Raw genomic sequence first — 12,903 nt, forward strand, 5'->3', positions numbered from 1 at the left:
GTAAACTGCATGACAACCCGTTATTCCCTTCGCTCCGGATTGCTTCCCGATGATCGATATGTTGCCCGTTTCCCTGCTCGACTGGCTGGTGTTTGGCCTGGTCACCCTGTTGGTATTGCTTGTTCTATTCAGCCTGCTGCGCCGCATCTGGCGCGGCAGGCCGGGCAAAAGGTATGTGCAAAAACTGATGTTTACTCCCGAAGCCGCCACCGCCCTGAAACTGCTGGAGCAGGCATCCGCCGACCGACTGCGGGTGTTTCCCTCGGTGCCCATGACAGAAGTGCTGGAGCTGGCACCCGAGCTTGGCAAGGCCCACCGGGAAAGGGCCTGGCAGGACATCTACGGGGAAAAGCTGGATTTCGTGCTGTGCTCCCCCGACGATCTGCGCGTGCGCCTGGTGGTGGCCCTGATGGACGACAGCCTGAGCCAGGCCGACGGCCGCCATCGTCATGCCCTGCTGGCCCGCATTGAAGACACCGGCCTGCCGGTGGTGCACCTGTCCCCCAAGGGCTGGCCCACGCCCGCCGAGTTACGTGACGAGCTGCAATCCCTGCTCAGGCCCGCCGAGGTGACGCCGCCCCTCGGCGGCGGCCGCCAGGAGCCGGTGCTGAGCCTGCCCGACGAAGACCACGACGACGAACCCCGCTTTCGGTTATAGCGACTCTCGTAGGTTGTGATAAGCGAAGCGAACCACAACATGAAGCCGCCGGCCAATGCAGGCGGGCAGCCAGCGCTCCACAAGATCTACAGCCATAATTCGCTGAGCGGGGTATCCGGGCTGTAATGGTGGGCCACCTGGGCCTGCAACAGCTCGGCGGTGGCCAGGGCATCGCTCAGGGCATGGTGGGGCGCATAGTAAGGCAGGTGATAACGCTCACGGCTGGCGGCCAGCCGAATGGACACCGGCTTGTGACCGCGCAACCTGGCCCACAGGCCCAGCCGACGCGGATGAAAGCGGGTTTCCAGCTCCATGGTGTCGATCACCGGAAAACGAATGTCTTCATACAGCCTGGCCTTGAGGGCGGTGGCAAAAAACACCTGTTCGATGCGCCGGTAGTGCACCACCACCACCCTGCCCGCCAAAGCGGCCAGCAGATCGTCGAGCACCTGCAGCAGATCCGGCGCTTCCTTTACCTCGGAATGGGTAATGCGATGCAGGGCCACGGTCTCGTTCGCCATGGGCTTGTGCGGATTGAGGATCCAGTGGGCGGCGTCGCGGCAGCGAATGCGCTGCAGACTGAAGGGCACCAGCCCCACGCTGACGATGGCGTCCTTTCTGGCGTCCAGCCCGGTGGTTTCAAAGTCCAGTGCCACAAAGGGCACTTCGGCCAGGGGCGTATCGGGGGCCGGCAGCCCGGCCCGGTAAAAACGCTGCAGCCGGTAGTCCCGGGCGGTGCGCGCCCGCTCTTCAAACAGCGCCGGCCAGTCGGGAGCATGGGCCGACTCCGTCAGGGAAGAAGGTCTCAGATATACCATAACGTCCTCAGGACGCCCGTCCGGGCTGATAGCGGAATTTCAGAAACTTCTGGGCCTGGCTCAGGATCTGAAAGGCATCCTTGAGGTTGCGCCGCTCGAAGTCGGACAGGTTTTCCGGCTCGATATTGTTGTCGGGCTCCCTGCCCGCCTCCACGTCCATGGCCTGGTGGCGAATGCGTACCATGGCAATAAACTCCATGGCATCACGCAGATCCGGCCCACGGCCCCGAGGCAGAATATCGGCCTCAATCACGTCATTGAGCCGCTCAAAGGAATTGCGCGCCTTGGAGCCCACCGCTAGGGCATGCACGCGTATCAGATCCGCCAGCGGCGCCGTGCCCCGGCGCTTGAGGTTGATGGAGTTGTTGTGTTTGCCGTCCTGCTCCATCACGAACTCCTTGAAAAAGCCGAGTGGCGGCGTGCGCAGCAGGGCGTTGCGGGCCATGCTGGCCAGAAAGCGCGGGCTGCGCTTTGCCCGGCGCAGGATCAGCCGGTTGAGCTGCTCGGCCCATTCCAGGTGGCCATAGACGCCGTCGAGGTCAAAAAAGATGTTGCTGTTGAGCAGGGAGCGGGCACTGGGGTTGTCGATCCAGTCCATAAAGCACAGTTCCCACTCCCGCCTGGTTTTACGCCACTCCGGGTTGCTGGCCATGATGTCACCACTGCAATAGCTGTAGCCACAGGCGGCCAGGCCGTCGCACACAAACTTGGCCAGGGCGGCGAAATACGCATTGTGGGCTTCGGCATCGTAGCCGTTATCGAGAATGATGGCGTTGTCCTGATCGGTCACCACCAGCTGCTCGTCCCGGGCCATGGAGCCCAGCGCCAGAAAACAGTAGGGCACCGGCGGCGGCCCCAGCTTTTCTTCCGCCAGCTCCAGCAGCCGCTGTTTGAAACTGCGCCCGATCACCGCCATGGCCGAGCCAATCATGTGGGAGTTGGCGTCTTCATTGACCATGCGCACAAAGCAGGCACGAGCATCATCGGCGATGGTGGCCAGCTCATCGGCATCCTGGGCCCGAAAGATATGGCGCACCACAAACAGGCTGTTGCGGGACTCATGACGCATGACGTCCGACAGCGCCACCACTCCCACCGGCTTGCCCCGGTGCAGCACCGGCAGGTGGTGCAGGTTGTAGCGCAGCATGGTGAGCATGGCCTCAAACACGTACTGATCGCTTTCGGCGGCCACCAGTTCGGCGGACATCACCTCGCCCACCGGCGTGCTCGACGGCAGCTCTTCCGCCAGCACGCGAGTGCGCAGATCCCGGTCGGTGATAATGCCGGCCACCTCGGCGTCGTCCTCGCCGCCTTCGTGGAGCACCAGAATGGACGATACCCCTTCCTCGGTCATCTTGCGGGCGGCGTCAAACACGCTGGCCGAGCGGCCGATGGACACGGTGTCCCGGGAAATCAGCTCGCGCACACTGGAGGTCATCAGCTCGTTGGCCCCCTGGTGGCGGGATACCGCATGGCGCAGTCGAGTGCTTTCCCCGACCTCAACAAAGTCGGAAAACGCCTCGTGGTGTTCATAGAGCTCGTTGAATACCGACTCCGGCAGGCAATAGATCAGGGTGTCCTCCAGCGCCGAGGCCGGCAACCGGTTCTTGTTGTGCATCAACAATCCCATCTGACCAAACAGGTTGCCTTCGCTCAGCCGGTTGTGCAGCTCGCCGTTGCGCCGGTAAAGCTCCACCGCGCCGCAGCGCACCAGATAAAGGTCATGCACCGGGTCACCGTATTCAAGAATGCGCGTGCCGGCGCGGTAGTAGGCCACTTCCACCTCGGTGGCAATGCGCTCCAGCACTTCCTCCGGCAATTCCTTGAACGGATACCACTGGCGAATAAAGGCCAGTACTTCCAGCTGCTCCGCTTCCATTGTTCTCTCCTGCAAAGCGAAAAAAAGGCAGCACTCAGGCTGCCTTGATAATGAGTGAACCGCCTTAGTCGCCCCTCGGCTCCGACATCAGCCCCTTGATCAGGGCCACACAGGAGATCAGCAGCACTATGGTAAAGGGAAAACCGGTAGACACCGACATGGCCTGCAGGCCGGCCAGGCCACCGCCCAACATCAGGGCGATGGCCACCAGGCCCTCAAAGGTGCACCAGAATACCCGCTGAGGCTTGGGCGCATTGACCTTGCCGCCGGCGGCGATGGTGTCGATCACCAGGGAGCCGGAATCGGATGAGGTTACGAAGAACACCACCACCAGCACGATGCCGATAAAGGAGGTAATGGCGGTCAGCGGCAGATCCTCCAGCATCACAAACAGCTGCAACGGCAGATCGGCGTCGGCCACCGCCTGATAGCCTTCGCTTACCAGCTGGTGAATGGCGGTACCGCCAAAGGCGCTGAACCACAGCATGCAGGCGGTGGTGGGCACCAGCAGCACCGCCACCAAAAACTCGCGCACGCTGCGGCCGCGGGAAACCCGGGCGATAAACATGCCGACAAAGGGTGACCAGGAAATCCACCAGGCCCAGTAGAAGGAGGTCCAGCCCTGGGAGTAATTGGCGTCTTCACGACCAAAGGGCATGGACAGCGCCGGAAAATACTCAAAATAGGAGACGATGTTGGAGAAGAAACCACTGAAGATCATCAGGGTCGGTCCCACGATGATCACGAACACCAGCAGCAGTGCCGCCAGTGTCATATTGATCTCCGACAGTCGTTTCACCCCGGCATCCAGACCGGCCAGCACCGATACCAGGGCCACCGCGGTGATCAGAATCACCAGGACCACCTGGGTGGTGGTGGTATCGGGAATACCGAACAAAAAGTTCAGCCCGGCAGAGGCCTGAGCAGCGCCATACCCCAACGACGTGGCCAGACCAAACAGGGTGGCCACCACCGCCAGAATGTCAATCACATGGCCCGGCCAGCCCCATACCCGCTCGCCCAGCAGCGGATAGAGCACAGAGCGCATGGTCAGCGGCAGGCCCTTGTTAAAGGAGAAAATGGCCAGCCCCAGCGCCAGCACCGCATAGATGGCCCAGGGGTGCAGCGCCCAGTGATACAGGGTGGCGGCCATACCCAGCCGAGTGGCCTCGGCGGCGTCACCGGCGGCGGCCCCCAGCGGCGCCCAGTCGGTACGCACGCCGTTTTCCACCGTGGTGCCGGCCATGGAGGTACTGAAATGGGAGAGCGGCTCGGAAACGCCAAAGAACATCAGGCCAATGCCCATGCCGGCGGCAAACAACATGGAAAACCAGCCCAGGTAGGTGAAGTCGGGCGTGGCCTGGGTGCCACCAATACGCACTCGGCCCAGAGGAGAGAGGATCAGTCCCAGGCACACCAGCACAAAGATATTGCCGGCACTCAGGAAAAACCAGTCCAGGGTCGAGGTCAGCCAGCCGCGCAGGCTGCTGAACATGGGACCCACCTGATTTTGAAACGCCAGGGTGAGAAAGACAAAGGCCACAATGGCCAGTCCGGAAATGAGAAAGACCCGGTTGTGAATGTCGAGTCCGAATGGCCCTATCTGCAGGGCAATGTTGTCCTGCCCTATCTGATAATCCGTATCAATGGGATTGGCCTTGCCCTCGGGGGCGATAACATCGTGGTTATCCTGTTCTGCCATGAAAGTACTTCCTTTATAAAGGGAATATGTTGTTTTCAACCTGCAAATGGTAGCACAGGCAGGGAGGCAAATGGGATTCATCAAGCACACTCGGGCAGGAATTAAACAGGGTAAAAATCAACCCCGGCGGGCTGCTTCGACCTCGTTATTTTGCCAGAATGAATGACCACCACGCCGGCAGAAAGCCATAAAAAAACCCCTGGCTGCAGGCAAGCCAGGGGAAATACAACAGATAGGGCAGTCAGGGTAAAAACCGATACAACTTACTGCTTGATGGCGATACCAATGTTCTTGGTTTGCACATAGTTGAGCAGGGCCTCACGTCCTTTTTCACGACCATACCCGGACTTGCCATAGCCACCAAACGGGGTTTCCACACCGCCGGCATACCATTCATTGACAAAAATCTGCCCGGCCCTCAGGTCACGAGCCACCCTCATGGCCCGATTCACATCGGCGGAGTAGACGCCGCCGACCAGGCCATAATCGGTCCCGTTGGCAAGGGCAATGGCTTCTTCTTCGGTGCTGAACTTCAATACCGCCACCACGGGACCAAATACCTCATCCCGGGCAATTTCCATGTCGGGGGTGACCTCGGCCACCACGGTCGGGGCCAGGAAATATCCGGCCTGCTCGATCCGTTGGCCACCCGCGGCAATGCGGGCTCCCTGCTCCTCGGCAAGCGTGCACATGGCCTCGGCCTTGTCGCGCTGCTGCCGGGAGATCATGGCGCCCATGTTGGGGCCAAACTCCGAAAAGCGGCGGCCTTCGCCCACACTCAGCCGGCTTGCCATGTCGGCTACCCGAGTGACCACCTGGTCATAGACCGACTCATGCACGATAAGGCGGGACATGGCGGAGCAGACCTGACCGGCATTGAAGAAAATGCCCCAGCGCACGTCTTCTACCAGGGCGTCAATATTCGCGTCATCAAACACCAGGGCCGCCGATTTGCCGCCCAGCTCCAGCACGCAGGGCACCACGTTTCTGGCGGCCGCCTCGGCGATGGCGATGCCGGTCGGCACCGAGCCGGTGAACACCAGCTGATTGATATCGGGGTGTGCCGACAGGGCCGCCCCCGCTTCTTTGCCATAGCCGCACAAAATATTCAGGGCGCCGGCCGGCAGACCCACATGCTCTGCGGCCCGGGCAAGGTAGCCCACCGACAGCGGATCCAGCTCCGGGGTCTTGACCACACAGGTATTGCCCGTGGCCAATGCCGCCGATACCGAGCGGGCCGTCATCTCCAGGGGGTAATTCCACGGAATAATATGCGCGGTCACGCCATAGGGCTCATATACGGTAAAGTCGTAATACTGCCCGCCGAGGGGAATGGAGCGTCCCTCCATGGTCTCGGCCTGATTACCGTAATATTCGAAATAGCGGGCGGCACTTTCGACTTCCAGCTTCGCTTCCCAGTAGGGTTTGCCTGCATCCAGGCACAGCACTTGCGCGATTTCGTCGAGGTTATCCAGCAGGTACTGACCCATGCGCTGCACCAGCCTACCCCGCTCCACCGGCACCATGTGCCGGAATTCCCCCTGCTGATGGCAACGCTTTGCCGCCTGCACGGCCAGATCCACGTCTTCGGCAGATGCGCAGGCCTGAGTGGCAATCACTTGGTCGGTACCGGGATCGGATACCGGTACCGGGCTTGCCTGACCGTCAACCCAGGCTCCGTCGACAAAGTTAAGCCAGTGCTCGCGGGGCAGTGTCCATTGTTCAGTCATTGATAGCTTCCCTTACCCAGTTATGAATGGCGACCAGTGAGTGCTCTGACATCACGCCTTCTTCCGGATCGACCACCAGCGGGCCGCCCCGATAACCTCGGCTGTTGAGGCCGCGTTGTACCGACTCAACCAGTACCAGGTCCTCCGCGACCGTAGTGTCGTGATCCTGCTTGGCCAGCTGACGAATCACATCCGACTCTTCCCCACCTATGGTGTACCAGCCGCGATAAACCAGTACCTTGTCAACGGCAACCGGCCGCCAGTGATAGGTGTTCAGCACGTTGCCGGGATAAACCTGGAACGAAAAGCCGGGCCACAGGAACCAGGACTTGTAGCGGGTGGCATAGGCATTCGAGGTCGGATCAACCGGATAGGTCATTCTCTCAAGGTTCTGACACTCGGTAGTATGCTGCAGGGTATGGCCCACATGCTTGACGTTGTAAGTCTCGGGCTTTATGACGCCATCGACAAAGGTCTTGTGATTGGCCCCGCAGTGGTAACACTCGGAGTAGTTCTCGACAGAGACTTTCCAGTTACAGTTTTCAAAGATTTCAACAAACTCAAGGGGTTTGAGTTCGTCGATATGGGGCACGTACTCACGCAGCTCGTCACGAACGCCCGGAAACACCTCATCCATCGGCTTGGCATTCGGGTCCAGGTTCACGAAGATAAAACCGCAAAAGATTTCAGTGCTCACCTGGGGCAGGCAAATCTTGCCCTTGTCCAGCCCCCTGACCGAGTCCAGGTTGGGACCATTGCGCAGTTGTCCGGTGAGATCATAACCCCAGGTGTGGTAAGGGCATACCAGCATGCGCGTGTTGCCCGACTCGTTCTGTACTATCTCGTGGCCTCGATGCTGGCACACATTGTAGAAGGTGCGAATGTCGCCCTTGCGGTCACGCACACAGAACAGGCTTTCTCCGGCAATCTCCAGGCGAAAGTAATCACCCTTGTTAGGAATTTGTGATATGTGCCCCGCAAACTGCCAGGTAGTCGCCAGCAGTGTCTGCTTTTCTTTTTCATAAATGGCAGGATCGTTGTAGTACTTGGGCTCGAGAGCAAAGATCAAGCTGTCGTGATTACTCATCGCTAATATCTCACCTAAAAATAAGCACTTAAGTCATTACTGACTAGGTTTCACCGCATACATGCCCTTCTGCATCCATGCACGATCACGAAGATACGTCAGCGCCATCAATAAAAAAATTTATTTTTAGCTAACAGTTCATTTACTTTTATTAACCAATATCATCACACGAACAGCGAGGGCCTCGAAGACATGCTCTGGCCGCAACGAAGCCTGTGCCTTCCCCCTTCAAGCAAGGCCTTGACCCAATAAAAACTGCCAGCCGGGTTAGCCCCGGCTGGCAGTTTTATAAACAACGGTTTTTACGGTGAGTCTCGAACGCTGGCGGCTCAGCTGGGCAGGTATTCCCTTCCCCAGAACTCGCCGGCAATGCGGGCCGCCAGCATGTCATCTATCTGCTCTGCGCTGTACCCCAGCCCCGCCAGTATGGTGCGAGTGGAGTGGCCAAACTGCTCGGTTGGGGTGAGCGCAACCAACGGCGCCTCGGCAGGCCGAATCGAGTAATGATCGATCTGGGTGACCTTGTGGCCGCTGGGGTGGTTATCGTAAACCGAAAAGGCGTAGCTGCCCCTGTCGGTACCTACCCGGCCGTCGGCCTGACGGCTGTATGCTTCCCGCAGCTCTTCAATGCTGAGCGGCCTGGCGGCGGCGATATCGGCCTCGTGCAGCATCTTGACCCAGTAATCGGCACTGGCCGCGCGAAACGCCTCGGTGAGAAACAGGCCAAGGTCAGTTGCCTTCTCGATGCCTGCCAGTCCTTCGACCGCGGCCAGCTTATCAAGCTCGCTCCAGCCGGCATCCAGGTATACCCAGCCGTCACTGGCCTGGTAGAAGTGGGACAAGGGGTGATTCCCCAGCGCTTGCCGGCCGGACGCTTCATCAAAGGGCGCCCGCCCCTGATAGTCAAAGGCAAACGAGACCTGGGCCAGGTTGGTGATGGCCGACAGCGAGGTTCTGGCGCGAGAAACGGCCCCGGTTTTCAGCTTGTGATAAAGCGCAACCGCCATGCCCAGGCCGCCGGCAAAACCACAGTTCACATCCAGGGTGCCCAGGTGGGCATGCTCTTCCGGCGTGCTCGGCCCCCCAAAGCGGCTCATGATGCCGCTGTTGGCCTGAATGATGTCGTCATAGCCGATATAGTCGGTCTTGGGGCCGCGCCGTGGGCCCCCCAGGCAGTCGAGGCGGCAGAACAGCACACCCGGATTGATCGCCTGCAGGCTGTCATGATCCAGCCCCAGGGGGCGCATTTGCCGCTCCGGGGCATTGATGACCACCATGTCCACGGAACGCACCAGCCGGTTAAACACTTCCCGGCCTTCAGGGGTGGTGATATCCACCAGGACACTCTTTTTACCCATGCCGGTCTGAAAGCTGAACAGGGTGCCGATCAGCGGATCATAAAACGGGGTCACCGGGTCCAGCTTGATCACCTCGGCGCCAAAGCGTCCGAGAAAGGCGGTGGAGTGAGGACCGGCAATCACGTTGGTCAGATCCAGCACCTTCAGGCCATCCAGCCAGCCTGATTGCCGAGCCGGCGCTATCTCCGCACCCTGAGGACGGGTAATCACCTCCCGCTGCGCCACCAAAGTCAGCTCGGCGAGCGCCTGCTCAAAGCTGACATTGGCCCTCGGACGGGGAGACAGCATCTGCTCGGCACACTCTTCCAGCCAGGCGATGGGGCCGGGTTGCTTCATCGATCCGAACTCCGGATCCTGCACCTCCACAATCAACCCGGCGGCATTGGTATGCTCGTCATTGACCCACTCCTGCGTGGTTCTGTGGGGAGCGCCGGGAATCTGACCTTCTCCAAAGATACGCCCCCACTCGGTCGAGGTTTTGGTCAGAAAGACATTCTTCATGCGGGCGGAAATAATATCGGCCCACTTTTTAGGCAGGGGATAGACACCGATGGAGGTTTCACCGCTCCACTCGGCAATGGGCAGGAACAGGTCCTCTACATCCGGCAAGCCATCGGCGACCAGCTGCTCATAGAGTCCCAGCGCCTTCAGGCAGCGCTTGGCGTGATGACGGTGGGACGGGCATACCACATAAAACATGCGGCCATCGGCACACTCGTAAGTGCGGTAAAAGGGATCCAGGTATTCCTGCAGATCCTCATAGCTCACGTCCATGGGCCGGTTGGCTGCCCGGCGACGCTCAATCTCCTCTTCCCGCATGGTCTTGTAGCGCTCGGGCATGCCTTCAATCACGATGGAGTTGTAGGACAGGCCCTCCATCAGTGCGGCGGCAATGGGCACCTCAATGGCATCGCCGCGGCCGGATTTTTCCCGGGCCAGCAGGGCCATGACCACCGAGCTGGCGGCCAGGGTGGTGGCATAGGCCGATCCCAGAGGCAAGGGGGAGAAACTGGGATTCAGCCCCATAAGTACCCGGTTGAACCCCATGTCGGTAAAGGCACCCGAGGTGGCGGCCACCACGGCCTCGGTGGCTTTCCATTCGCGGCGCAGTTGATCATTGCTGGCAAATCCCGGCAGCGACAGGGTAACCAACTCCGGACGCGCGGCCCGCAATTGCTCAAAGTCGATGCCCAGCCTTTTCATGACGCCGGGCCGAAAGCTTTCAATAACCACGTCGGCCTGCTCAATCAATGCCAGTGCCCGCGTTAATTCGGAAGCTTGTTTCAGATCCAGGCGAAGGCAGCTTTTGTTGCGATTGAGAATGGCATTGGCCGGATGATCCCATTGCGGGCCGGCGGGCGGGTCGATATGCACCACGGTCGCACCGAGATCCGCCAGTATCATGGCCACTGCCGGACCGGCAATCTGCTGACCAAAATCCACAACACGGACACCCGACAACGGCAATGAATGAGTTTGTTTCATGTTTATCTATCCTTGTGATTCAACTTGCCTTGAACCCTACCGCTCATTGGCCTCGCCAATGCAACTGAGTCGGCACCGGTGAACTGAAATAAGTTATGCCTGCTTGGCAAGGGGATACTAGATTTGGGGCAACACCGAAAACCAGCAATAAAAAAAAGGCCTGAGCCCTCATTTTATTTATTGCTCGTGTTTAATAGCCCGTGTCGTTGCGGGTATCGCCACAAAACCCGGCGACAGAGGCAATCCCATCAACCCCAGGCCAGCAAAGGCTTTCAGCAGTAACTGAGGCGCCCAACACTCGGTACCATGGTGAGGCAGCCACGGGGGCCGGCAAGACCAAGCCATAAATTATCTATGGTCTGAGACGTTTTTTTTATTGCTTTCCATGGCTCGGCGACTGAACAACAATCGCTGAGTCACCAGGATTGCAAGTGTCGGTGAATATATGCCGGCCTTGATGAATGGACGTCGCCCCTGTTATTCACGGCGAACCATGAATTTCAGCGAACACAAATGAGAGGACTTCATTTTGGAAAAGGGTAAAGGATTATTGGAACATGAACATTCCGTGATGGTGCTGGGCTCGGCCTTGTTGGTGCTCTCGGTGGTATTATTTACCTCCATCAACCCCGAACTGGCCAATGCCATTTATAACACCGCCAAGGGCTTTATTGCCGAAGAGCTGGCCTGGTATTACATCGGCTTAATCAGCTTCACCTTGTTTTTCTCCATCTGGATCATCTTCAGCCGTTACGGAAAAATAAGGCTCGGTAAAGATAGCGACAGGCCGGAGTTCAGCAACTTTTCCTGGTTTGCCATGCTGTTTGGTGCCGGCATTGGTATCGGCATTTTGTTCTGGAGTATTGCCGAACCGATTAATCACTTTCAAGGCAATCCGTTTATTGCGAAAAGCGATAACATGACGACCGCCGCGGCCCAGGTTGCCATGCGTATCTCTATTTTTCACTGGGGCCTGCATGGCTGGGGATTGTTTGCGGTGATGGGGCTGATCCTGGCCTATTTCTCCTATCGCAAAGGGCTGCCGCTGTCTATCCGCTCCAGCCTTTATCCGGTATTTGGTGAACGCATCTATGGTCCCATTGGGCACCTGGCCGATCTGCTGGCCGTTTTCGGTACCGTATTTGGCATTGCCACCTCGCTGGGGCTGGGGGCACAGCAAATCAACGCGGGCTTGCAGTACCTGACCGGCATTGACGTATCAAGTGCCAACCAGGCGGTACTGATCGCCATTATTTCAATCATTGCCACCGTGTCGGCCCTTACCGGGGTTCAAAAAGGCATTCGTATTCTCAGCGAGCTGAATATGCACCTGACGGTACTGATCCTGGTGCTGTTTATTGTGTTCGGCCCAACCGCCTATCTGCTGGGCGCCTTTTTTACCAACATGGGCGACTACCTGGTGCACGCGGTGGAATTGGGGTTCTGGGTTAATCCGAACCCCGAGGATCCCTGGCAGGGCTGGTGGACCCTGTTTTACTGGGGCTGGTGGATTGCCTGGTCTCCCTTCGTTGGCATTTTCATTGCCCGCATCTCCAGGGGACGGACCATTCGGGAATTTGTGCTGGGCGTGTTGATTGCGCCCACCGTGCTCGGCGCCTTCTGGATCACCATGTTTGGCAACACCGCCATTTTTATGGAGCTGTTCGGTAATGGTGGTGTGGTGAACGCCGTCAACGAAGACATCACCATGGCCCTGTTCAAGACCATAGAGTTTCTGGAGCTGGGTCAGGCGCTGACGCTGCTGCTGGCGGTGGTCTGCACCATCATGCTGGTCACCTATTTCGTGACGTCTGCAGACTCGGCCACGCTGGTGATCTGCACCCTAGTAGCAATGGGGCAGGAACACCCGCCGGCCCGTTACCGCGTGTTCTGGGGGGCGGCCATTGGTGGCGTGTCTGCCGTGCTGCTGTTTGCCGGCGGGCTGACGGCACTGCAAACCGCCTCAGTGGTGGCCGCCCTGCCCTTTTCGGGCGTGATCATCATGGCCATCTATGGCTTGTGCAAGGCACTCAAGGCCGAAACCGACACGCAGGCCCGTCCATCGGATCAGGCATTCCAGGCCGACACCATAAAAGTGCCCAAGGGGGTTTGAGCACTACGGGAATGAGCGCGGGCCGAGTGGCCCGTGCCCAAAAACCATCCACACTCATCATGCAAACCATGGT

At 59.0% G+C, this 12,903-nt stretch carries 8 protein-coding genes; 2 read left to right on the forward strand and 6 right to left on the reverse strand.

Annotated elements, in window-relative coordinates; translation table 11 throughout:
* Positions 1-49: 49 nt before the first annotated feature.
* Positions 50-658, forward strand: coding sequence for a DUF2726 domain-containing protein (locus B6S08_RS06365; RefSeq protein WP_094199892.1), 609 nt, complete (start codon positions 50-52; stop codon positions 656-658).
* Positions 659-744: 86 nt separating this feature from the next.
* Here B6S08_RS06365 and B6S08_RS06370 read toward each other — a convergent pair whose 3' ends face one another.
* The 6 genes from B6S08_RS06370 to B6S08_RS06395 all read right to left on the reverse strand — a co-directional run bounded on the left by B6S08_RS06370 (position 745) and on the right by B6S08_RS06395 (position 10,717).
* A complete protein-coding gene (locus tag B6S08_RS06370) occupies positions 745-1,476 on the reverse strand; it encodes a 3'-5' exonuclease (RefSeq protein ID WP_094199893.1) in 732 nt (243 codons plus the stop codon).
* A gap of 7 nt (positions 1,477-1,483) precedes the next feature.
* Positions 1,484-3,355: a DUF294 nucleotidyltransferase-like domain-containing protein gene (locus B6S08_RS06375; protein WP_094199894.1), complete on the reverse strand. Its 1,872-nt coding sequence runs from the start codon at positions 3,353-3,355 to the stop codon at positions 1,484-1,486.
* A gap of 64 nt (positions 3,356-3,419) precedes the next feature.
* Entirely contained in the window at positions 3,420-5,057 is a 1,638-nt protein-coding gene (locus tag B6S08_RS06380) for a BCCT family transporter (protein ID WP_094199895.1), read from the reverse strand.
* A gap of 263 nt (positions 5,058-5,320) precedes the next feature.
* The gene (locus B6S08_RS06385) at positions 5,321-6,787 is read right to left on the reverse strand and encodes an aldehyde dehydrogenase family protein (RefSeq protein ID WP_094199896.1); all 1,467 of its coding nucleotides are present in this window, start codon (positions 6,785-6,787) and stop codon (positions 5,321-5,323) included.
* Positions 6,780-7,874, reverse strand: a complete 1,095-nt coding sequence (locus tag B6S08_RS06390) for an aromatic ring-hydroxylating oxygenase subunit alpha (protein ID WP_094199897.1) — start codon at positions 7,872-7,874, stop codon at positions 6,780-6,782. The genes B6S08_RS06385 and B6S08_RS06390 overlap by 8 nt, the downstream gene beginning before the upstream one ends.
* A gap of 329 nt (positions 7,875-8,203) precedes the next feature.
* Positions 8,204-10,717, reverse strand: a complete 2,514-nt coding sequence (locus B6S08_RS06395; RefSeq protein WP_094199898.1) for a CoA transferase — start codon at positions 10,715-10,717, stop codon at positions 8,204-8,206.
* A 550-nt stretch (positions 10,718-11,267) separates the two neighbouring features.
* Between B6S08_RS06395 and B6S08_RS06400 the strand changes: the two genes are divergently transcribed.
* On the forward strand, positions 11,268-12,830 hold the full coding sequence (locus tag B6S08_RS06400; protein WP_211284161.1) for a BCCT family transporter: 1,563 nt from the start codon (positions 11,268-11,270) through the stop codon (positions 12,828-12,830).
* Positions 12,831-12,903 lie beyond the last annotated feature (73 nt).

Origin of the sequence: Oceanimonas doudoroffii (assembly GCF_002242685.1) — a bacterium.
In the GTDB taxonomy this organism is placed as follows: domain Bacteria; phylum Pseudomonadota; class Gammaproteobacteria; order Enterobacterales; family Aeromonadaceae; genus Oceanimonas; species Oceanimonas doudoroffii.